A 23,331-nucleotide genomic window follows, 5' to 3' on the forward strand; every position below is an offset into this window, starting at 1 on the left:
GCCGCAAAATGCCGCGCCTGCTGCACGCGCGGCAATCCCGACTCGCTACGCAGCCACCGTGGTGATACTGGCCAGCGTTTGTCCCGCCGAAACGATCTCGCCAAGCCGGCAGTGCAGCGCGCTCAGCGTACCCGCCGCCGGCGCGTAGATGCGATTTTCCATCTTCATCGCTTCCACGATCGCAATCACATCGTCCTGTTCGACCCGACTGCCGATCTCGATCGGCAGCGCAACCACAGCACCGGGCATGCGCGTGACGACATCGCCGCCCTTCGACGTGTCGAGTTCGTCTGCAATGTCCTTGCGAGTCAGCAACTGGACTCGCGTACCCGCGACGCTCAGTTCCAGCTCATCGCCAAACCTGGCGGCGACCCAGACCCACTCGCGAATACGGCCTTTCCACACATCGCCGGAGCGCGCGCCACTGACCTCGAAACGCCGCTCTCCGATCGCAACTTCGGCGCTTTGAGAATCGCGCCGGAGCAGGCCGACCTGCAACGTCTGATTCTGAAACCGGTAACTCAGTCGACCCAGCGGTGCTTCAGGGTCGAGTGCGATCCGGTCCAACGGGCCGATACTGCCGGCCCAGGGCGAACGGACATCCTGCCCGGCGACGTCCGCACTATCCACGAAGGCCGCGCATGCGGCGGCCAGATCGAGCGCCGCCAGCGGCACAGTGCGCGCGATGAAATCGTCCACCAGATGCGTATCGACCTGTCCCGCACGCACGCGCGGATCCTGCAACAGGCGTTGGGCAAAACCGAGGTTGCTCGTCAAGCCAAGCAAGGTTGTTTGTTCGATTGCGGCCGACAGCCGCCGCAAGCTATCCGGACGATCCGTGCCATACGCAATCAACTTCGCAACCATCGGATCGTAGAAGGACGGCACCTGCCCTCGCGCGTCAAACGCAGCGTCCACCCGGCAGCTATCCGGCCACTGCACGAGCAAAGCCTCGCCCGGCATCGGGCAAAAATTCTGGTCAGGGTCTTCCGCATAGACCCGGCATTCGATCGCGTGGCCGGAAAACCCGATCGCATCCTGCTGCAATGGCAACGCCTCACCGGCCGCCACCCGCAATTGCCACTCGACCAGATCGAGACCGGTAATCGCTTCGGTCACCGGGTGTTCGACTTGCAGACGCGTATTGACCTCCAGAAAATAGAACTGGTCATCTGGCGCAAGAATGAACTCGAATGTGCCCGCGTTGACATACCCGATCGCCTGCGCGCCGCGCACGGCCGCGGCCAGCAATCTGGCGCGCACATCCGCCGGCAGGTTGGTGGCGGGAGCTTCTTCGATGATTTTCTGGTGACGTCTCTGCAACGAGCACTCGCGCTCGAACAGATGCACGACGTTGCCGTGGCTATCGCCGAATATCTGAACCTCCAGATGCCTCGGCGTAGCGATATAGCGCTCCACCAGCAAACGACCATCGCCGAAATTCGCCTTGCCGATGCGGATCGCCGCGTCGATTGCAGCGTCCAGTTCGCTGTCCTGCGTGACTACCTGCATGCCTTTGCCGCCGCCGGCCGCCACCGGCTTGAGAATGGCCGGGTAACCGACTGCCTCGCAAGCCTCGCGGATCAGACCATGCGACTCGGTCGCCTCGCTCGAACCCGGAACCACCGGCACATCGGCATGAGCCAGCAGTTTCTTGGCCGTTGCCTTGTTACCCATGCTGTCGATGGTGTGTGCATCCGGTCCGATAAAGACCAGGCCGGCCCGTGCGACCGCAGCCGCGAAATCCGCATTTTCCGAAAGGAAGCCGTAGCCGGGATGAATGGCTTCGCAGCCCGTGCGAAGCGCAGCGGCGATGAGCGCTTGCGCGTTCAGGTAGCTGCTGCTGGCGGGGGCGTCGCCGATCAATTGAGTGTCGACCGCGCCCGCCAGATGTGCCGCATTCCGGTCCGCAGTCGAATACACCGACACGTACTCGACGTCGAGGCGCCGACAGGTTCGGGCGATGCGGCGCGCTATTTCGCCGCGATTGGCAATCAGTATCCGTTTGAACATGGGGTTACATCCTGAAGACGCCGAAGCGGGTTTCCTGGGGCGGCGCTGCCGCGGCGAGAGCGAGGCTCAAGGTCAGCCACTCGCGAGTCCGGGCGGGATCGATAATGGCGTCCACCCACATCCTCGCCGCGACATAGAGGGCTTGCCCCTGGTGCTCGTAGGACTCGCGGATCGGGCGCTTGAATGCCTCTTCCTCTTCGGGCGTAAACGTGGTGCCCTGTTTGGCCGCCTGTTCCGCGCGGATCAGGGCCAGCACGGTAGCGGCCTGTTCGCCGCCCACCACCGAGGTCTTGGCGTTAGGCCACATCGCCATGAACTGAGGACCAATCGCGCGGCCGCACATGGCGAGGTTGCCCGCACCGTAACTGCCGCCAATCAGGATGCTGAACTTCGGCACCCGCGCGCACGACGCCGCGTTCACCATCTTCGCGCCATGCTTGGCGATGCCGCCCGACTCGTACTCCGCACCGACCATGAAGCCGTTGATGTTGTGCAGAAACAGCAGCGGAATCTGTCGCTGCGAACAAAGCTCGATGAAGTTGGTCGCCTTCTGCGCACTTTCCGAGAACAACACTCCGTCGTTGATCAGCACACCCACCGGATAACCGCCTATATGACCCGTACCGCAGACGATCGTGGTACCGAAGCGCGCACGGTATTCCGCGAACTCGCTGTCATCGAGCAGGCGCGACAGAATTTCACGGGCGGGAATGTGTTCGCGCGGATTGGCACTGATGATGCCGGGCAATTCTTCAGGATCGTGTCGCGGCGGCAGCGGTGCTTGCGGCGGTGGCGTCAGTTTGCCGCGCCCCCGGCGCGAGACGATTTCGCGCATCAGCACAATGGCGTGTTCGTCGCTGTTGGCGTAATGATCGGCGACACCGCTATCGCGCGTATGCACGTCGGCGCCGCCCAGCGTCTCCGCATCGACGATCACGCCGGTTGCGGCCCGGACCAGTTGCGGGCCGCCGAGGAAAATCGAACCGTTGCCACGTACGATGATCGTCTCGTCGCTCATCGCGGGAATGTAGGCGCCGCCCGCGGTGCACGAACCCATCACAGCGGAAATTTGCGGCAAGCCCAAAGCGGACATTTCGGCGATATTGCGAAAGATCTTGCCGAAGTGGTGCTCGTCCGGAAATATCTCTTCCTGCAACGGCAGATAGACACCGCCCGAATCGACCAGGTACAGGCACGGCAACCCCTGTTCTCGCGCAATCTGCTGGGTGCGCAAGTGCTTGCGCAAGGTCAGCGGGTAGTACGTGCCGCCCTTCACGGACGCGTCGTTGGCAAAAATCGCGACCGCATGCCCTTCTACTACGCCAATACCCGTGACAATGCCCGCGCATGGCACCGCGTGGTCGTAGACGTCGTGGGCCGCGGTCTGGCCGATCTCCATGAACGGCGTACCCGGGTCGAGCAACAGCGAGATGCGTTGCCGCGGCGCCAGCTTGCCTTTGGCTCGCTGACGTGTCTGCGCTTCCTTGCCGCCACCCAGCACAGCCGCCTCGCGCACAGCATCGATCTGCGCGCGCAATTCCCCGAAAGCCGCCATATTCCTGATAAACGCCTCTCCCGTCGACGGGATACGCGATTCGATACGTGACATGACTGGTATTCCTTTTTTTAACTGGAGCAACCGAAAATCGGACCGGCTCCGACGCATCACACGTGCCGGGTTCGTACTTTCAATTTCACCTGAAGCAAGGTCAGCGCACCGAGTGCGAACACAGCGTAGGTCCACGTACCGTCGTGATGCAGTAACACCGACGCGGTCGCGGCTATGCCCGCTAGTCCTTGCTGCAGGAAGCCGCATAAGGCCATCGCGTGGGCACCGTAGTCGTGGGCATCGCTGACGGCGGTCGCCATGCTGTTGGGAAACAGCACCGCCTGGCCAAAAATCGTCAGGCAATACAGCCCGATGAAAATCCACAGCCCGGCGAAATGATTGAGCACGCCAGCTAGCGAGGACACCAGCATCAGCGTGGTCGCGCCAGCGATCAACGTCGCGCCGGCATGCATCAGTCGTACACCGCCGAGCCGCTTCACCAGGCGATTAACCAGCATCGCACCACTGAAATACGCAACACCGATCAGCAAGCCGATACTGCCGAAGCCCGTCACGGCCAGGCCGAAATGCTCCTGGAACACAAAAGGACTCACTTCCTGCAACGTCACGGTCGTGGCGAATCCCAATCCGCCCGCGCAGGCGGGCCACAGAAAACCGGGGCGGCGCAGTACGCTCCAGTACGTGCCGGCCATACCCGAGGTCACTGCTGTGCGGCGCCCCGTCTTCAAAGGCAACGAATATGACATGCCGATCGCCAGCGCGGCGGTCAGCGCCATCAGCACGAAACCCGCTTGCCAGTGACTGTACTGACCGATCAGACCGCCGATAAACTGCCCTCCGCCCAGTGCCGTGATGAAGGCGATAGACAGCACGGAAAGTCGTCGCGCCAGTTCGTCGCCACGCCAATTGTCCCGCACGATAATTCTGGCGATGATCGCCGCGCCGCCACCCGCGATGCCCTGTATGGCGCGCAACACCAGCAGCTCCAGCGCTGAAGTACAGCCTGCAAGCAGCAGACTGGCGCCCACGAACAGCAGCAGCGAAATCAGCAAAGGGCCGCGTCTGCCCCAGCGCTCCGCGGCGGCACCCCAGAACAGTACCGGCAGCGCCGCGCCGATCACATAGGCGGAGATCGACAGCTCGACCGTTCCCTGAGTCATCTTCAGATCGCGCATGACGATGGGTAGCGACGGTAGATAAACCGTCGTCGCCATCTGCGCCATGAATACGATCAGACACGCCAGCGCCATCGCGCGAAAGGCCGATGCGGCGTTTTCCAGTGGCGTATCGGCAGCGAGAGCGGGCTTGTCACTCATGGTCGGCCTTGAGCTGGTTGAGGCTCGCGGCAAAGCGCCGGATGTCTTCCTGCTGCATGTTTGCCCGGATCATGATTCTCAAGCCGGCACGCCCTTTCGCGATCACCGGGAAGAAGATCGGCGAAGTGTAGAAACCTTGCTCCAGCAGGCTCTTGGCAAAGACGATCGTGTTGTCCTCTGAGCCGATGGAAATGAAGCGGATCGGCAATCCATCGCCGCGGCTTTCCGATTCGATCAGCTCGTCGAAATAGCGGACGTTGTCCTGCAAGCGGTTTTGCAGGCGCGGCAATGCATCGGACCGGTGGATGGCGGCGGACGCGATGATCGCGCCCAGGCCCGCCGTATTGATTCGCTGCGACCAGGTAATCGGACCGCCGAAACGCGTAGCCAGATTGTGGCGGTGGAGATTGTGACGCGGCCCAAGGAAGATGGCCCCACCCGATGCGCCGAAGCCCTTGTTCAACGAAGTGACGATCAGAGTCCGGTCATTGATCGCCCCCATCTCTTCGAGCACCAGCCCACGCCCATGCCGCCCCAAGGTCGAAAAGCCATGTGCCTCGTCGAAGAACAGGAACAGACCGTACTTGTCCTGCAGTTGCAGCAGCTCCTTGACCGGCGCCTGGCCACCCGTGCTATACACGCCATCCGCAACATAAGCGACCCTCGGCCGACTCTTGCACAAGTCCTCCAGCGCATCGAGGTCGTTGTGCCGGATGGTGGCGACTTCCGCTTCGTCGGCGCAAATCGGCTTCATCATGTTCAGGCAGAAATGCGCGTTCTTGTCGAAGACCATGAGCGGCGCGACATCGTCGGTCAACGCACCCGAGGCCAGCAAGGGCAAGCTCGCCGCTGCAGCCGCGGCACACGAGGGCGTGGTCAGAACATCGGCTTCGACGAGTTCCGCCAGCGCCTGCTCCGCGCGTTGCAGAATATCGAATTGAACCCGGATTCTGGAAATGGACGTATTGAGAGAACCTGTTTCCAGTACGGCGTCGGCGGCTGCCCGCAAAATATCCGGGTGAGAATCGAGGCCGAGGTACGAATAGGACGACATGTTGAGAAACGATTTACCCGTGGCAAGCGCTTCATGTACGCCGTCGTTTAGATTGCGGGAGACGATATTGGCCAGTCCAGCCTGGGTGGTAACGTCCCAGAAGCTATTGCTGATCTGGATGGCCTTTTTTGTATTAGTGAATAAATGCATGGAATTTCCAGAGATGACCAGCCGGCGCCGATCCGCATCCGAAGATACAGATCACGCTATGCGATATGGTTATTTATCGAGTCCGTTGGCCGCAGGTTAAAAATCAGAATGAACCGGAACTGCAAGACTGACATTCAATGCGGCAAGCCTAGCTTTTCCTCCCGGAGAAACTAAGCAACTTTTCGGCATAACGATATTTATATTTACAAGCTATTGGACACCCATGCGGTTTTCACCAGAAACTCGCGCGCTTACGCTTTATCGAAGTTTTATTCTATTGACAGATTTTCTCGCGTCGCCTCTTAAATGCATCTATGCAGGCAGGAGGCCCGCCGTGCGATAGCCGTCAATTAACGCGTCGTAAAGCGAGATATCCGAGCGACTCCTCGCCATAAGCTGAGCGCCTGCTATAGCAGCGAAAATCGCACCGGCCCGCCGTTCAGCCTCTTTAGAATCGACTAGGGCGGCAGCGGACAAAACCTTGCTCAACCACGCAATATTCACATCGGCAAACGTCCGGACCTCTTTCATCACGACTTCAGGCAAATCATCGTGTTCGGCCGCCATAAAGCTACAGAGGCACATACGGTTATCGCGCTCGAGCGCCTTGCGAAACGTATCGGGATACTGGCGCAGACATTGGAGCGGATCTGCCGATTCGGCCAGCAATGCATCGAGCGCAGCCGCTGAGTCCTCCCAATAACGCTTCGCTACAGCCGCGCCGAGATCGGCCTTACTCGGAAAGTGGTGGTAGATGCTGGCGGCCTTAATGCCCACATCGTCCGCAAGGTCGCGAAAATTTAATCCGTTGTAGCCGTGCGCCTGCGCAATCGCCTTCGCGGCCGCCAGGATGCTCTCGCTGGTGCTTGAGCTCGATTCGTTTCTCATTGCTGCGGACCTCGAAAGCCAAAATGGACGTTGACGAGGATCATTCTAGCTCCTATATTTCAACCTACCAAGTGTTAGGTAGACAAGGATAGCTATGAATTCCACCATCGATTTCGATGCAACGACGCGCGCTGTGATGAAGATCCACGACTGGCCCACCGGCCCTTATCCGGCTCGCGTGCGTATAGCGTTAGCCGAGAAGAGCCTGCAGTCGCAGGTTCAGTTTGTGACGGTCGATCTTTGGAAAGGCGAGCACAAGAAGGTCGGATTTCTGGTCAAGAACTACTCAGGCACGCTGCCGGTACTCGAGCTCGACGATGGAACTTTCATTGCCGAATGCACGGCGATTACCGAATACCTCGATGCGCTCGACGGCACGCCGACACTGACCGGCAGAACGCCGCGCGAGAGGGGCTTGATCCACATGATGAGCAAGCGCGCCGAACTGGAGCTGCTCGACGCCATTAGCGTCTACTTCCATCACGCAACCCCAGGTCTTGGACCCGAGGTCGAGATTTATCAGAACGCCGAGTGGGGATTCCGTCAGCGCGACAAAGCGCTGAGAGGGATGCGCTATTTCGATGGTGTTTTAAGAAAGCAACCGTTCGTGGCCGGTGCGGTTTTCTCGATGGCCGACATCACGGTTATTGGCGGTCTGATCTTTGCGGGGCTTGTGAACTTGCCGGTACCCGACGAATGTGAAGCGCTTCAAGCCTGGTACGCGAGAATGCAGAAGCGGCCCAGCGTAAAGAACCGCGTGACGATGTCGGAGCCGGCTCAAGCGCCCGCTTGAAGTCGCCGCTGCAAACACGGCCGCTTACTTCACCCGCGGCACATCGGGCTCGAAAAACACCCACTTAGCCTGCGGGAACGCGGCCTGCAAATCCGCTTCGATCACATTGATTGCATCGACCATCGCGCGGCCGCTCGCGTAGTCGATCATCTCGGCCTGCACCGCGACGACGATATGTCGGCCCCATTGCAGCGTGATCAGATTGATGATGCTGCGAATCTCGCTGCGCGCCCGCAGATGCGCTTCGATCGCTCGCCGCACTTCCGGGCTCGCCGATTCGCCCATCATCATCGACTTCACTTCGCGTGCGACAAGCCATGCAATCACCATCAGCAGCACACCGACGCCGATCGAGCCGAGCGCGTCGTACATCGGGTTGCCGGTGACCATCGTCAGCAGCACGGCGACGAACGCGATAGCGAGCCCCGCCAGCGCGGCAATGTCTTCGCCCGCCACCACCAGCAGGTCCGACTCGCGCGTTTCGCGAAACCACCGCCACATCGATTTATCCGGATGCTGTTTGCGAATCTCGCGGATCGCGCCCATCAGCGAGAACGTTTCGAGTACAACCGAAATACCTAGCACCGCGAGCGCGACGAACGCATGCGACAGCGGCTCATGTTCAAGCAGCCGGTGAATCCCCTCATAAACCGAGAACGCACCGCCGACGAAAAACAGCAGCAACGCGACGATCAACGAGTAGAAGTAAATGGCGCGACCGGCACCCAGCGGATGCAGCACGGTCGCGGGCCGGCGCGCCTGGCGCAGCCCGAACAGCAGCAGCAACTGGTTACCGCAATCGGCGGTCGAGTGGATCGCCTCGGCGAACATCGAGCCTGAGCCCGTGAATGCCGCGGCGGCGAACTTGCAGACCGCAATGCCGAGGTTGGCGGCGAGCGCGTAGAAAATGGCTTTCGGCGATTCTTCTGTCATCGTCGGGGCGGGCAGGTTGTGGTGCGATCAAGGGAACCGCCTTTTTAACACAACCGCCCGCCCCTGCTGCGGTGGTATCAGGCGCGCTCGAGTACGGCCATGTCGCGTACGACTACGAGCAGCATCGACAGACTTGCGCCGCCGGTTGCACGAAGATCGGCGAGCAGTCGCCCATATCGCTCCAGAGCGGCCGCTCGTCGTTCGCACCAGGTCTCGACGAGCGTGTCCGGTGTTTCCACGTGCTCGTGCGTATCGTCTTGCTGCCCGAGCACGCTCACCGTCAACGCACGTTTGAGCCGTGCGAGCTCCGCGAGCGCGGCGGCGCGTGCAAGCAGGTCCCAGTGCGTGGGCGTCAGCAGTGCCGCTGCGCGCTCGCCAATCCAGCCGTAGTTCAGCTGCGTGCCCAGCGCGAAGTACACCCCCGCGACAAGCTCAAGACTGCGCCCGGCAGTCGCCGCGACTTCGGCAATATCGAGCAGCGCCGCCGAAATCTCGCCGCTCGCGACCCGCACCGCAAGTTCGCTGTCCACCCCGGCATCGACCAGCTCGCACTGCCGCGCGGAAAGCGCATCGAGATCGTCTTGCGGCAGCAGCGCCGGCCATTGCGGTGCAAGCCGCTGCGCCGCCTCGCGGCAACGCGCGAGCAGCCCCGCCATGCCGCCGTCCTGCACCGCGCCCAGTTGCAATTGACGCAGGAACCACAGCGCAGCACGCTCGAGCAGCCGCGCAACCTCGACGAACATGCGCGCCTGCACGTCGTCGGCGACGCGGTTGTCGAGCGCGTCGATGTCGCGCCACACGCGGTCGAGATCGAATACGTCGCGCGCCATCAGGCAAGCACGCACGATGTCGCCGGGCTGCGCATCGGTTTCCTCCATCAGCCGATGCACGAACGCACAACCAACGCGATTGATCAGTGCATTCGTCAGGTATGTAGCCAGAATCTCGCGACGCAACGGATGATGTCGCATCGGTTCGCTGAAACGCTGACGCAGCGGCTTTGGAAAATAGTCGACCAGCATGCCGGCCACGAGCGGATCTTCGGGAAGATCGGAGTCGAGCAATGCGTCGTACAACCACATCTTGCTGTACGCAAGCAGCACCGCGCGTTCAGGTGACGTCAGGCCGAGCTTCGCAGCCTGACGTTCGGCGATTTCCTCGTCGGAGGGTAGAAACTCGATGGAGCGGTTAAGGCGCCCCGCGCGCTCGAGCCAGCGCATCGTGCGTGTTTCCGCATCGAGCAGTTCGACGCTGTAGCGACCCGCAATCGACAGCGCCTGCGTCTGGTAGTAGTTGTCCTGCAGGACGAGCAAGCCAACTTCATCGGTCATTTCCGCGAGCAGCGTATTGCGCTGCTTGCCGGTCATCTCGCCGTCCGCGACCACGAGGCCGAGCAGGATCTTGATGTTGACCTCGTGATCCGAACAATCGACACCCGCCGAATTGTCGATGGCATCGGTATTGATCCGGCCGCCGTGCTGCGCAAACTCGATGCGCCCCAGTTGCGTGAGGCCGAGATTGCCGCCTTCCGCGACCACCTTGCAGCGCAGTTCCGCGCCGTTCACGCGCACGGCATCGCTGCTGCGGTCGCCCACCTGCGCGTGCGTCTCGCGGCTCGCCTTCACGTAAGTGCCGATACCACCGTTGTACAGCAGGTCGACCGGTGCGAGCAGCAGCGCGCGGATCAGATCGTTGGGCGCCAGCGCAGCCGTGTTGATGCCGAGCACAACCTGCATCGCCGTCGACACCGGGATCGTCTTCGCACTACGCGGGAACACCCCACCACCCGCCGAGATCAGTGCCGGATCGTAGTCGGCCCAACTCGAACGTTCGAGCGCGAAGAGCCGGCTGCGCTCCGCGAGACTCGCGGCGGCATCGGGATTCGGGTCGAGGAAGATATGCCGGTGATCGAACGCAGCGACCAGACGGATGTGCGGCGACAGCAGCATGCCGTTGCCGAACACATCGCCGGACATGTCACCGACGCCGACTACCGTGAAGTCGGTGGCCTGGGTGTCGACGCCCATCTCACGAAAGTGCCGCTTCACCGATTCCCACGCACCGCGCGCGGTGATCGCCATCTTCTTGTGGTCGTAGCCCACCGATCCACCCGAAGCAAACGCGTCGTCAAGCCAGAAGCCGTAGTGCTGCGAGATCGCGTTCGCGTAGTCGGAGAAGGTTGCCGTGCCTTTATCGGCGGCGACGACGAGGTAAGGGTCGTCGGGATCGTGCCGCACGACATCGACAGGCGGCACGATCGCACCGGCCACGCGGTTGTCGGTCAGATCGAGCAGCCCGCGCAGGAACGTCTGATAGCACGCGACACCTTCCCGCAACCACGCTTCGCGATCGCCGGGCGGCGGTGGGTTCTTCACGACGAATCCACCCTTCGAACCGACCGGCACGATCACGACGTTCTTCACCATCTGCGCTTTCATCAGCCCGAGCACTTCCGTGCGGAAATCCTCGCGTCGATCGGACCAGCGCAGGCCACCACGTGCGACGCGCCCACCACGCAGATGCACGCCCTCGACACGCGGCGAGTACACCCAGATCTCGAACATCGGTTTCGGCTCAGGCAAACCCGGCACCTGCGACGGATCGAACTTGAACGACAGATACGGCTTCGGTTTGCCTTCCGCGTCGCGCTGGTAGTAATTGGTACGCTGCGTCGCGCCGATCACACCGAGAAACTGCCGCAGGATGCGGTCTTCGTCGAGATTCGGCACCTTGTCGAGCGCGGCTTCAATGCCCTTTCTCAATTGCGCCGTTCGGCTTTCGCGCGCTTCCGGTGCATCGTCTGGCGACGGATCGAAACGCGCGATGAACAGCTCGACGAATCCGCGCGCAATTGCCGGATTGCCGGTCAACGCGCGCTCGATATACGCGTCGCTAAACGTCGAGCCGACCTGGCGCAGGTACTTCGCATACGCACGCAGGATCGTCACTTCGCGCGCACTCAGATGCGCACGCAGCACGAGCCGGTTGAAGTCGTCGTTCTCGATTTCTCCGGTCCACACCTGTTCGAATGCGTTCTCGAACAGGTCCTTCACGCGCTCGATGTCGAACTCGGCGTCGTCGGCCAGTTCGAGGCCGAAGTCGTGCACCCATGCAGGTGTGGCGTGCGGCGTTTCGATCAGATAGGGCCGCTCTTCGTCGACACGCACGCCGAGGTGTTCGAGCATCGGCAGGCTGCGCGACAGCGCAATCGGTTGGCCTGCGCGGTAAACCTTGAAGCGAAACGCGCGCGGCCCTGCTTCGATCGGGCGATACAGGTTCATCGCGAGCCGTTCGCTGCCCTGCACACGCTCGATCAATTCGATGTCGCGCACTGCCGTGCGGGCCGGATAGTCGTCGCGATAGCCCGCGGGAAACGAATCGGCATAGCGTTGCAACAATCGGTTGCCTTGCTCTTCGCCGGATGCGTCGAGCAATGCATCGGCCAGATCGTCCTGCCAGCGCCGCGTCACCTGCACGAGTCGCGTTTCGAGTTCGTGCGTGTCGACTTCCGGCATCGCACCGGATTGCGCATGCACGACGAAGTGAATCCGCGCGAGCGTCGACTCGGACAGTAGCGGTGTGAATTCGACCGTTGCGCCATTGAACGCGTCGGTCAGCAGCAACGCGATGCGACGACGCAGATCGGTGTTGTACTTGTCGCGGGCAACGAACACGAGACACGATACGAACCGGTCGAAGCGATCGCGTCGCACGAAAATCCGCGTGCGCTGATGCTCCTGCAGCCGCAGCACGCCGAGCGCGATGTCATAGAGTTCGTTCTCGTCGGCCTGGAACAGTTCATCACGCGGATAGGTTTCGAGCACGGTGACAAGCGACTTGCCGAGATGGCCCTTCGGCAGGAAGCCCGCGCGCTTCACGATGTTCGCGCACTTGCGCCGCACGATCGGAATCTCCGCGCTCGACACCATATATGCGGTCGACGTGTACAAGCCAATGAAGCGCCGTTCGCCCTTCACGTTGCCGTCGGCATCGACGAGCTTCACGCCGACATAGTCGAGATAGCCGGGTCGATGCACGGTCGCGCGCGAGTTCGCCTTGGTCAGAAAGATCGGCGACGCTCCGCGGATAATTTCCGCGGCGGCCGGCGGCAATGGTGTGACATCCGCGCTGCCGGGTTCGCGCAGCGCATCGCGCAAGATGCCGAGCCCCGATCCAGGCACGCCGCGCAGCCCAAAGCCATCGCCATGCGCGACCAGTTCGTAGTCGCGCTGGCCGAGAAACGTAAAGTGATTGGCAGCCATCCATTCGAGGAACGCGCGGGCTTCGAGGCCTTCCGCGCCCTTCTCGCGAAGCTTCATCTCCTTGATCGTTGCGTGGGCGATCTCGACGATCCTCGGCCAGTCTTCGACGGCTGCGCGAACATCGCCGAGCACGTGCGCGATATCGTCGGACAGTGCCGTGAGTCGCGCCGCATCGCCGCAACGGTCCACTTCGAAATGAATGAAGGATGTGAGTTGTGATTGCAGCTCCGCCGCTGCGTCGCCCGTATCGTTGACTTCCTCGCCGCCTTCCGCCGCACGCGCAATCGCACCATCACTGCCGCGCCAGATGCGAAACACCGGATGCACGACCGAATGCAGCGCGAGCCCGAGCCGGTTCACCGCCATCGATACCGAATCGACGAGAAACGGCATGTCGTCGTTGACGATCTCGATCACCGTGTGGTCCGAGTGCCAGCCGTGCTGTTCGAGTATCGGGTTATAAACGCGCAGACGTTCGGTACCGGGCACGAAGCGCTGCGCGGTTTGCCAGTGCGCCATCGCCGCGCCGTATAGATCGGCGACGCCGCGACTATGCAGGTCGTCCGCATCGACGAAGTCGTAGTAATGCCGCAGAAAGGGTTCGACGATGGCGAAGGCCGGTTCGGGCAACCGGCCGCGGGCGAACTCGACGATATCGTTGAACAGGTGCGCGACGGCTTCTTCGTTCTTCGCTTGCATGACGTCCTCCGCAACGGGCGACTATCGACTGCATCGTCGGGAAGGGAATTATGCGCCAGACTAGTGCATCAGGACATCTCGGATTGCTCCGGATGCTGCGCGAGCCACGTGGCGATCGTCTCGGCAGTCCACACGACATCGTCATGCGGCAGATCGTGGCCGGCCCATGCGTGCCGAATATGCGGCACCTGCCACGCCGCCGCGAGTTTTTCCGAGCACACCGGATCGACCAGCCGGTCGCCACCCGACGACAGCACGAGCGTCGCGCAACGCGGCGCAAGATCGTCCGCCCGGAAACGCGCGGCGGCCCACAACTGACGCAACGCATTCATCCGCGACACCTGTGCCTGTTCGCGTATCGCGATCCAGTCGGCGAGATCGCTAGCGAGCGTGTCGTGACGGTTGCATGTCAGGCGATGAATCGCCGCTTCCGCTACGGGCGCGTCGCGCCAGTGCGCGGCGATCCGCAATACCTCGGGCCACACCTGCGGTCGCAGCCGCTCGACTGCGCGACTGAACGGCCGCATGCTCGTATTGATCAGCACGAGCCGTTCGATCTCGTGCGGATACTGCTGCGCCCACGCAGTCGCCACCATGCCGCCGAGCGACATCGCGAGTACGCGGTACGGCGCCGGTGCACCGCTCTGCAACGCGGCGAGACGCACGAACCCCACCGTGCTCGCCACGTTCGCCGGCGAGCGTAACCGCGCGAACTCGCCGTTGCCTGGCAGATCGATCAACAGCGGATCACCGGCGTCGGTTCTATCGCGCAACACAGCCGGCAACGCGCCCCAGTGCCGCGTCTCGCGCGTCAGGCCACGCAGCAAAACCCACGTGCTCATGCGCCGGCCTTGCGATACCAATGATCGATTGCGCGTTGCTGCAGTTGCTGACGCCGCGCGCCTTCGGGCAGCCAGCGCTGCGAGGCGTACGCGGCGCGTGTCAGAAAATCGAGCAGGTTTGCGTGACGCCGCAGCACGCGCGCGGTGCGATGCGCCTTCACAGGATTGAACATGCCCTGGCGTGAAAAGATCTGCCGCGGGTTCTTCTTGATCCATAGCCACGAGCCGAGTTCGAGTGTCATCGGCAGGAACACGTTTTGCGCGGGCGCACGGTCGTAGGCGCAGTCCCACAGGTCGCCATGCAGCAGGTATTGATGACTCTGCGGCTCGAACATGTAGCCATGATGCGGATGCGCGCGCTCGAACATCGTCTTTAGCGCGTACATCTCCGGTAGATGCGACATCGTGCGACGAGTGCGCGCATACGGAAACCAGATGCTGTCGCGCCAGCCATAGCCGGAATGACAATCGAGCGCGAGACTGAGCGGACGCGCGGCCAGATCGCGCTGCACGACATCGAGCAAGGCTGCGGCTTCGCACTCCATCGGCGCACCGCGCCGCCCGCGATACCACGGCAACCACGCACCGAGCCGCTGGCCGCCCGCAAGCAGCGGTACGCGTGCATCGGCATCCTGCGGCGCGTTGCGCATCAGGTCGACACCGTTCGGATTCGCGCGCGTCGCGGCCCACATACCGCCAGGATTGATGATCGGCATGAAGATCAGACGAATCGACTGCAGTTGCTGCACCAGCAGTTCGTCCCATTCGAGGCGCGCGAGCAACGCACGCATGTACTCGAGCACGAGTTGCGTGCCGATGCGCTCGAGGCCGTGAATCCCGCCGAAAAACCCGATTGCCGGCGCCTGCGGATCGCGCGAGCCAATGCTCGCCGTATGGACCGCAAACGTTCTGCCATGCACGCGTGTTTCGCAGGCCGTGCCGATATCGAAGATCGCACTGCCGTCGTCGAGGATCGATTTGAGATCCTCGTACTCCGCGAAACTATCGGGAAGAAAGCTCAGTGCCTGCATGGCAGCGCTGTATACGAAGTGCAAGGTTATTGGGGACGGCTTGTGCCGATACCCGCAATATAGCCCGGTCGAGGTAAACAATGCATGACATGTCACGCACGGTAACTGTGATCTGTCACGGACGCGTCATATTGACAATCGCGTGACGCCCTGGAAGATATAGTCATCTAGACGTTATGATCCCTTCACTCAATAGTCATAGTCGCTTCCTAGAATGAGCCGCATCGCTCCGGTATCGGCCGGATGCAATGGCGAGGCATCTATGGAAGCAATCCTTATCGAACGTCTGAGCAAGACGTTCAGCAACGGTCGCAAGGCGCTCGACGAAATCGGCCTGCGTATCGAGCCCGGAGAAATGGTCGCGCTGATCGGCGCCTCCGGCTCGGGCAAGTCGACACTGTTGCGACACATTGCGGGGTTTGCTGTCTCCGATGCGCAGCCGTCGCGGATCTCGATCCTCGGTCGTCCGATCCAGCACGACGGGAAGCTGGTTCGTGAAGTACGCAGCATTCGCCGCGATATCGGCTTTGTTTTCCAGCAGTTCAATCTCGTGAACCGGCTGTCGGTGCAGACCAATGTGCTGATCGGCGCACTCGCGCGGCTGCCGTTCTGGCGCCGGCTCACCGGCACGTTTCCGCGCAGCGAACGTGCGCTCGCGATGACCGCGCTCGCCGAAGTCGGCATTAGCGGGCATGCGACCGAACGCGCAGCAAATCTGTCGGGCGGCCAGCAACAGCGCGCGGCACTCGCGCGGGCGCTCGTGCAGCGGGCGCGCATCATTCTCGCGGACGAACCGATTGCCTCGCTCGATCCGGAATCGTCGCGCCGTGTGATGGAGATGCTGCGCGCGCTCAATACCAACCATCAGTTGACCGTGCTGGTGTCGCTGCATCAGGTCGACATCGCGATGCAGTTCTGCCCGCGTACGATCGCGCTGCGACAGGGCAAGGTCGTCTACGACGGACCGTCGGCGGCGCTCTCGCCAGCATTGCTGCAAAAGCTGTACGGCGATGCGGCGCGCGAGCTGTTCGAGGAACCGGCCGCCGCGGCCACCGACGAAGGTCGCGCCGTCACGACACCCAGCGCGCCAGCCACCGCGTCGCCGTACGCGTTCGCACTCGATCCCGCGCATTCCACCTGATTCACCACACACAATCTCATTCGCTACATAAGCTTCACCACAGGAACAACCCGATGAAATTTCTCCGTACCCTGATCGCAGGCGTCGCCGCCTTTGCGTGCCTCGCCGCGCATGCCGAGGATCTGAACCTCGGCATCATCTCGACCGATTCGTCCGCAGTGCTCAAGCAACGCTGGCAACCGCTGATCGACGACCTGAACCGGCAAACCGGCCTCAGCGTGAAAGCGTTCTTCGCCACCGACTACTCGGGGATCATCGAAGGGATGCGTTTCAACAAGGTGCAGATCGGCTATTTCGGCAATGCCTCGGCGATGGAAGCGGTGGACCGCTCGAACGGCGAAGTGTTTGCGAAGATCGTCTATGCGAACGGCGACGCCGGTTACTACTCGGTGCTGATCACCAATGTGAACAGCCGTTTCAAGACGCTCGACGATGTGTTCAAGAACACGAAAGACGTGACGCTTGGCTTCGGCGATCCGAACTCGACGTCGGGTTCGCTGATTCCCGGCTACTACCTGTTTGCGCAACACAATGCGCCGGTCAACACGTCGTTCAAGACCGTGCTGCCGTCGAGCCACGAAGCGAACCTGCTGGCCGTCGTGAACAACAAGATCGATATTGCGACGAACAACACCGAGATGCTCGACACGCTAAAGAAGCTGCATCCGGACAAGTTCGCGCAGGTGCGCGTGCTGTGGAAGTCGCCGCTCATTGCATCCGATCCGCTGGTCTGGCGCCGCGATCTGCCGCAACCGACCAAGGACAAGCTGCGCAATTTCTTCCTGAACTACGCGAAGACCGATGCGCATGAGAAACAGGTGATGGCGAACATCACGGGGTATGGCGGTTTCGCGGCATCGTCGGATGCGCAGTTGCTGCCGATCCGTCAGGTGGCCCTGTTCCAGCAGAAGCAGAAGCTCGAGAGCAATACGCATCTGTCGGACGGCGATCGCAAGACGCAGATTGCCGCGCTCGATGCGAAACTCGCCGCGCTCGACGCGGCTGCGCCGAAGCAATGAACGCCGCCGAGCTGGCCGCGAGCCGGACGCCGCGCGATACGGCGCTTGCGGACCTATCCAACCCATCCGCGGCTGCGACTGCGGATGCGGCCGGCAAGCGCGGCTGGTTGTCGCTGGTCGGCTGGATCGTCGCGTTAGCGGTGCTGGGCGCCGCGTGGCGCGGCGCCGACATGCGCCCGCTCGATCTGCTGTCCGACTCGGGCAACATGGGGCAGTTCGCGAAAGACTTCTTTCCGCCCGACTTCGGCGACTGGCGCATCTACGTTCAGGAGTTGCTCGTGACGCTCGCAGTCGCCGTGTGGGGCACGGTGCTCGCGGTCGTCTGCGCGATTCCGTGCGGCCTGCTGTCGGCGCGCAACATGGCGCCGGTATGGGTCGTGCAGCCGGTGCGCCGGGTCATGGATGCGTGCCGCGCGATCAACGAGATGGTGTTCGCGATGCTGTTCATCGTCGCCGTCGGCCTCGGTCCGTTCGCTGGCGTGCTGGCGCTGTGGGTGCATACCACCGGCGTGCTGGCGAAGCTCTTCGCCGAAGCCGTCGAAGCGATCGATCCGCGCCCCGCCGAAGGTGTGCGCGCGACCGGCGCGACCGGGCTCGACGAGATTATCTACGCCGTGTTGCCGCAAGTGCTGCCGCTGTGGATTTCGTATGTGCTGTACCGCTTCGAGTCGAACGTGCGTTCGGCGATGGTGGTCGGCATGGTCGGCGCGGGCGGCATCGGCGTCGTGCTGTACGAGGCAATCCGCTCGTTCAACTATGCGCAGACTGCGGCAGTGATGATCATGGTGATCGTGGTCGTCACGGCGATCGATCTGGTGTCTGCGTGGTTGCGGGAACGGGTGATCTAGGAGCGCAGCCCGGTCACTGCGGTAGTGCAGCCGGGCTATGCGGTGCGGCCGTCGCCGCCGATGCGCTAGCAGTCGCATTGAGATTGGCGAGATTCTCACCGCTCAATGCACGAGCGGTGAGCGCAAAGAAGTCATCGTAGGCGTCGGGCTTGATCACCGTCTTCGTCTGCGAATCGCCGTTGGTGTCATACACCGTGTTGTCGAAGCGCGCCCTGACGACGACACCGTGACCGTGTTCGGCAGCCCGCACGCTGACGAGCGCGGTCGTGTATTGATGGTCGGGCTTCGCGGGCAAGAACCCGAACTTTGCCTTGACCACACCGCGCAACACCTCGCGCCACTTCGGAACCAGCGTCTCGCCGTGCCCGCCCTGGGCAATCCCGGTATCCGCTTCCGAGGTCACCGGTGCGTAGCCGTCCGCCTCCAGCGCCGCGACGACGGCATGCAATGCCTGCGGCCCTGTCGCGTTCGGATACGTGTGGTCACGAACCTTTTCCAGCGTGCTGTGCTCTTCCGCGGTCAGGTCGACGGTGACCTGGCGCGAACTGTAGCGAACCGCCTTGCCGCCCGAACCGGTGACGCGCTCGTTCGAATCCGCATTCGGGTCCGCGCAGGCGCCAAGCAGCAGCAACGCTCCAACGACGGCCGCCACGGACGCTCCACGCGGCGTCATTCGAAGACAATAGAAAAACTCGGATTTTCGACTTGAGCCAATCGGCATGAGAGCCCAGCCATTCAAGGGGAGAGTGCCATTCTGCGGGCGATCCCCTGCTTTCGCCAATTGAAAAATTCTGCTAGAAATAAAAGCAATACTTGGATATGAGAGCCGTCGATGCGTCGTTTGCCCCCGCTGAACGCCCTGCGCAGCTTCGAAGCCGCCGGTCGCCTGAAAAGCCTCTCGAAAGCCGCCGAAGAGCTGTGCGTCACGCATAGCGCAATCACCCAGCAGATCCGCGTGCTCGAAGATTATCTCGGCCAGAAGCTGTTCGAGCGCAACGGCCGCACACTGCAGATGACACCGCGCGCGCGCCACTACCTCGCCGATGTTGCCAGTTGCCTCGGGCGGCTTACCGAAGCGACGGCGCAGATGAGCGGCGAAGAAGCGACCCGCGTGATCCGCATCAACACGTCGATGTCGTTTGCGCATGGCTGGCTGATTCCGCGGCTCGCCGCCTTTCAGGAGCTGCATGCGGGCATCGACGTGCAGATCACCGTGTCGGCCGAACTCGGCATCGAGCAGGTCGACGAATCGAGCGATGCGGTCGTGCGTCGGTACGAGCCCAACTTCCGGCGCTACGGCTATGCGTCGCGACCGCTGATCGCCAACCGTGCAATCGCGATCTGCTCGCCGCGGTTACGCGAACTCGCCCGTCTGCACGAACCCGCCGATCTGCGCAGCGCGCGGCTGCTGCACTACACCGACATCTCCGATGCGTGGCAGTACTGGTTCAATAGCGCCGGCGTGGCGACCGGCGAAACGCTCGGTGGGCGCTACTTCGACCAGTTCTTTCTACTGGTGCAGGCCGCGGCGAGCGGGCTCGGCATCGGGCTCGCGCCGCAGGCGATCGTCGAGGACGATATCCAGCAGGGACGGCTCGTTCAGTTGTTTCCCGAGGTGCAGCTCGAAGGCGCGCCGTTTCATTGCCTGTACCGCGACGCGCCGCACGACCGCGAATTGAATGTGTTTCTCGACTGGTTGTTCGCGAGCGCAGCGTGAGGCTGCGTCAGGCCAACTGGCTCAAAGTTTCGTCGACGGCATCGGCGAGCGTGTTGAAGGCCGGCGCGATCTCGTCGTCGGGCACGCACGCATAGCCGAGCAGCAAACCCAACGGCGCGCTGGCCGGCTCCGCGTAGTAGCCCGACAATGCGCGCACGACGATGTTGCGTTTGAGCGCGGCGGCAGCAACCGCGCGGTCGTCGGTGCCGTCGGGCAGTTGCATCACCAGATGCAGGCCGGCATCGCCGCCCACCGCCGAAAACCCGCTGCCGTAGCGTTGCGCAGCGGCATCGAGCAGCGTCTGCCGGCGCTGGCCGTACAGCGTGCGCATCTTGCGGATGTGCGACGTGAAATGCCCTTCCGCGATGAATTCCGCGAGCACCGCCTGCTGCAACAACTGCCCCTCGCGATACAGCTCCGCGCTTGCAGTTGCGAAGCTTTCGGCAAGCGCCTCGGGCACCACGATATAGCCGACCCGCAAGCCCGGAAACAGCGTCTTGCCGAAACTGCCGACGTAGATCACCTGCCCCGCCGTATCGAGCCCCTGCAGCGACGCGAGCGGCCGGCTACCGTAGCGGTACTCGCTGTCGTAGTCGTCCTCGATGATCCAGCACTGGTTCTGGCGCGCGTACTCGAGCAGCATGCGGCGGCGCGCGAGACTCATCACCATGCCGAGCGGGTACTGGTGCGACGGCGTGACGAGCATCAGCTTCGGCGGCGCGGCGAGATCGGCGGGCGACGGGTTGATGCCTTCATCGTCGACGGGGATCGGCCGCGACTGCAATCCCGATACGTGCAGCACGCTGCGCACGCCCCAGTAGCACGGGTCTTCGGTCCAGATCAGGTCGCCCGGATCGGAGAGCAGCCGCACCGCGAGATCGACGGACTGGTGTATGCCGGTCGTGATGATGATCTGCCCCGGTGTGCAACGCACCGAGCGCGCCGTATGCAGGTAGTCGGCCAGCACGTGGCGCAGCAACGCGAGGCCGCCGCCCGGCGCATAGGTCAGCAGGTCGGGACGCGGGCGCCGCCAGTACTTCGTGTGCAACCGGCTCCAGACGCGCGCCGGAAACCGCGACACGTCCGGCACGCCTGGCATGAACGCGCCGCCCTGCCGTTTTGAGACCCCCGCACCGGCAATCAGCCGCGCGCCGCGCACCGACAGCGCGGGTTCGGCGGACGTTGCTGCCGGTAAGGACGATGTCTGTTCCAGCGCGGCATCGAGCGAGCCGACGATCTCGTCCGGTGCGCTTTCCGCAACGAACGTGCCGCGCCCGGTTGCCGACGTCACATAGCCTTCCAGCACCAGTTGCTCGAACACCTGCGTCACCGTATTGCGCGCAATGCCCAGCTCGGCGGCGAGCAGCCGCGATGACGGCACCTTGGTGCCGGCGGGCAGTTCGCGCGACAGGATCGCCTGCTGCAACAGCCGGTGCAGCTGCCGGTAGATCGGCTGGCCGTTGCCCCGATCGAGCCGCTGCGCCAGCCAGTCGGACAAAACGCTCGCGCGCATGAAATTGGCTCCTACATTTTTATTGAAATGGCTCTGAAAGCAAGAGCCAAATCTGATTATAGTCGCAGCATGTGGCGACCCTCGCTGAGCATCGGAGCGTCGATGCAACGCGCGCGGCACAAGCCATCCCATCCAGACACGACCCACCGGCGCCCACCGGACATGAAGGAGATCGACGTGAAGAATGCCGAACTGAAAACCCGCAAAGATGCCGCCACCCCGCGCGGCGTCGGCGTGATGTGCGATTTCTACGCGGAGCGCGCTGAGAACTCGGAACTGTGGGACGTCGAAGGTCGCCGTTATATCGACTTCGCCGCCGGCATCGCGGTGAACAACACCGGCCATCGCCACCCGAAGATCGTCGCGGCGATCCGCGAACAGCTCGATCATTTCACGCACACCGCGTATCAGATCGTGCCGTACGCGTCATATGTCGAGCTGGCCGAGAAGATCAACCGCCGCGCGCCCGGCGATCATCCGAAGAAGACCGCCTTCTTCACGACCGGTGCCGAGGCCGTCGAAAACGCGATCAAGATTGCGCGCGCGGCTACCGGCCGGCCAGGCGTGATCGCTTTCACGGGCGGCTTCCACGGTCGCACGATGATGGGCATGGCGCTGACAGGCAAGGTCGCGCCGTACAAGCTCGGCTTCGGACCGTTCCCATCCGACGTATTCCACGCACCGTTCCCGAATGCGCTGCACGGCGTCTCGGTCGAAGACTCGCTGAAGGCAATCGAATTCCTGTTCAAGGCCGATATCGATCCGAAGCGCGTCGCGGCAATCATCTTCGAACCGGTGCAAGGCGAAGGCGGCTTCTATCAGGCACCGGTCGAATTCGTCCGCGCGCTGCGCAAGCTGTGCAACGAGCACGGCATCCTGCTGATCGCCGATGAAGTGCAGACCGGCTTTGCGCGCACCGGCAAGCTGTTCGCGATGCATCACTACGACGTCGTGCCCGATCTGATGACGATGGCGAAGAGCCTCGCCGGCGGTATGCCGCTGTCGGGCGTGGTCGGCCGCGCGGAGATCATGGATGCGGCGGCGCCGGGTGGACTCGGCGGTACGTATGCGGGTAACCCGCTCGCCGTCGCGTCGGCGCACGCTGTGCTCGATATCATCGACGAAGAAAAACTGTGCGAGCGCGCCGTCAAGCTTGGCGACCGCGTGAAAGCGACGCTCAACGCGTTGCAACGCGACGTACCGCAGATCGCCGAAGTGCGCGGTCCGGGCGCGATGATCGCCGTCGAATTCTGCAAACCGGGCGGCCACGAGCCGGATGCGGAGTTCACGAAGCGCGTACAGACGCGTGCACTCGAACGCGGCTTGCTGCTGCTCGTGTGCGGCGTGTACTCGAACGTTGTGCGCTTCCTGTTCCCGCTGACGATCCAGGACAACGTATTCGACGAAGCACTGACGATCCTCCAGGAAGTGCTGAAGGAAAGCATCGTCGCAACGGCCTGACACCTTCCTTTTGCGGCAGCGCGATGTCCGTCATTGCGCTGCCGTATCCCCGTTTTTCTCTTGCCCCGCTGCGAGACGACC

At 62.6% G+C, this 23,331-nt stretch carries 17 protein-coding genes; 6 read left to right on the plus strand and 11 right to left on the minus strand.

What is annotated here, in order from left to right:
- Positions 1–45: 45 nt before the first annotated feature.
- The 5 genes from M0D65_RS13055 to M0D65_RS13075 all read right to left on the minus strand — a co-directional run bounded on the left by M0D65_RS13055 (position 46) and on the right by M0D65_RS13075 (position 6,991).
- Positions 46–2,013: a biotin carboxylase N-terminal domain-containing protein gene (locus M0D65_RS13055; protein WP_266253019.1), complete on the minus strand. Its 1,968-nt coding sequence runs from the start codon at positions 2,011–2,013 to the stop codon at positions 46–48.
- A gap of 4 nt (positions 2,014–2,017) precedes the next feature.
- Positions 2,018–3,568, minus strand: a complete 1,551-nt coding sequence (locus M0D65_RS13060; RefSeq protein ID WP_266253400.1) for a carboxyl transferase domain-containing protein — start codon at positions 3,566–3,568, stop codon at positions 2,018–2,020.
- A gap of 110 nt (positions 3,569–3,678) precedes the next feature.
- Entirely contained in the window at positions 3,679–4,899 is a 1,221-nt protein-coding gene (locus tag M0D65_RS13065; protein WP_266253020.1) for an MFS transporter, read from the minus strand.
- On the minus strand, positions 4,892–6,103 hold the full coding sequence (locus M0D65_RS13070) for an aminotransferase class I/II-fold pyridoxal phosphate-dependent enzyme (protein ID WP_266253021.1): 1,212 nt from the start codon (positions 6,101–6,103) through the stop codon (positions 4,892–4,894). Before M0D65_RS13070 ends, M0D65_RS13065 begins: the two co-directional genes overlap by 8 nt.
- 312 nt (positions 6,104–6,415) lie before the next feature.
- Entirely contained in the window at positions 6,416–6,991 is a 576-nt protein-coding gene (locus M0D65_RS13075; RefSeq protein WP_266253022.1) for a TetR/AcrR family transcriptional regulator, read from the minus strand.
- Between the two features lie 94 nt (positions 6,992–7,085).
- On the opposite strand from M0D65_RS13075, the gene M0D65_RS13080 reads away from it, so the two are divergent.
- Complete coding sequence (locus tag M0D65_RS13080) at positions 7,086–7,784, plus strand: glutathione S-transferase (protein WP_266253023.1); 699 nt, start codon at positions 7,086–7,088, stop codon at positions 7,782–7,784.
- Between the two features lie 24 nt (positions 7,785–7,808).
- Here the strand turns inward: M0D65_RS13080 and M0D65_RS13085 are convergent, their stop codons facing one another.
- From M0D65_RS13085 to M0D65_RS13100, 4 genes are all read right to left on the minus strand, one after another.
- Positions 7,809–8,717, minus strand: a complete 909-nt coding sequence (locus tag M0D65_RS13085; RefSeq protein ID WP_266253025.1) for a cation diffusion facilitator family transporter — start codon at positions 8,715–8,717, stop codon at positions 7,809–7,811.
- A 77-nt stretch (positions 8,718–8,794) separates the two neighbouring features.
- On the minus strand, positions 8,795–13,678 hold the full coding sequence (locus M0D65_RS13090; protein ID WP_266253026.1) for an NAD-glutamate dehydrogenase: 4,884 nt from the start codon (positions 13,676–13,678) through the stop codon (positions 8,795–8,797).
- A gap of 68 nt (positions 13,679–13,746) precedes the next feature.
- Positions 13,747–14,520: an alpha/beta fold hydrolase gene (locus M0D65_RS13095; protein WP_266253027.1), complete on the minus strand. Its 774-nt coding sequence runs from the start codon at positions 14,518–14,520 to the stop codon at positions 13,747–13,749.
- Complete coding sequence (locus M0D65_RS13100) at positions 14,517–15,551, minus strand: M14 family zinc carboxypeptidase (RefSeq protein ID WP_266253029.1); 1,035 nt, start codon at positions 15,549–15,551, stop codon at positions 14,517–14,519. The genes M0D65_RS13095 and M0D65_RS13100 overlap by 4 nt, the downstream gene beginning before the upstream one ends.
- A 262-nt stretch (positions 15,552–15,813) precedes the next feature.
- Between M0D65_RS13100 and phnC the strand changes: the two genes are divergently transcribed.
- The 3 genes from phnC to phnE are packed head-to-tail and all read left to right on the plus strand — an operon-like array spanning position 15,814 to position 18,559.
- Positions 15,814–16,692 carry a phosphonate ABC transporter ATP-binding protein gene (gene phnC, locus M0D65_RS13105; protein WP_266253030.1) on the plus strand — a complete coding sequence of 293 codons (879 nt, stop codon included), beginning with the start codon at positions 15,814–15,816 and terminating at the stop codon, positions 16,690–16,692.
- A gap of 53 nt (positions 16,693–16,745) precedes the next feature.
- Positions 16,746–17,711, plus strand: coding sequence for a phosphonate ABC transporter substrate-binding protein (gene phnD, locus M0D65_RS13110; RefSeq protein ID WP_266253032.1), 966 nt, complete (start codon positions 16,746–16,748; stop codon positions 17,709–17,711).
- On the plus strand, positions 17,708–18,559 hold the full coding sequence (phnE, locus tag M0D65_RS13115; RefSeq protein ID WP_266253033.1) for a phosphonate ABC transporter, permease protein PhnE: 852 nt from the start codon (positions 17,708–17,710) through the stop codon (positions 18,557–18,559). Before phnD ends, phnE begins: the two co-directional genes overlap by 4 nt.
- Positions 18,560–18,572: 13 nt before the next feature.
- On the opposite strand, the gene M0D65_RS13120 is transcribed toward phnE, so the two are convergent.
- The gene (locus M0D65_RS13120; RefSeq protein WP_266253035.1) at positions 18,573–19,211 is read right to left on the minus strand and encodes a hypothetical protein; all 639 of its coding nucleotides are present in this window, start codon (positions 19,209–19,211) and stop codon (positions 18,573–18,575) included.
- A gap of 180 nt (positions 19,212–19,391) precedes the next feature.
- Between M0D65_RS13120 and M0D65_RS13125 the strand changes: the two genes are divergently transcribed.
- Positions 19,392–20,276 (plus strand): LysR substrate-binding domain-containing protein, encoded by an 885-nt coding sequence (locus M0D65_RS13125; RefSeq protein WP_091007646.1) that lies wholly within the window; start codon positions 19,392–19,394, stop codon positions 20,274–20,276.
- A gap of 7 nt (positions 20,277–20,283) precedes the next feature.
- On the opposite strand, the gene M0D65_RS13130 is transcribed toward M0D65_RS13125, so the two are convergent.
- Positions 20,284–21,789 (minus strand): PLP-dependent aminotransferase family protein, encoded by a 1,506-nt coding sequence (locus M0D65_RS13130; RefSeq protein WP_266253037.1) that lies wholly within the window; start codon positions 21,787–21,789, stop codon positions 20,284–20,286.
- 177 nt (positions 21,790–21,966) lie between these two features.
- Between M0D65_RS13130 and M0D65_RS13135 the strand changes: the two genes are divergently transcribed.
- On the plus strand, positions 21,967–23,250 hold the full coding sequence (locus M0D65_RS13135) for a 4-aminobutyrate--2-oxoglutarate transaminase (protein ID WP_266253401.1): 1,284 nt from the start codon (positions 21,967–21,969) through the stop codon (positions 23,248–23,250).
- The last annotated feature ends 81 nt before the right edge of the window (positions 23,251–23,331 follow it).

It is taken from the genome of Paraburkholderia sp. CHISQ3 (genome assembly GCF_030464945.1).
Classification (GTDB): domain Bacteria; phylum Pseudomonadota; class Gammaproteobacteria; order Burkholderiales; family Burkholderiaceae; genus Paraburkholderia; species Paraburkholderia megapolitana.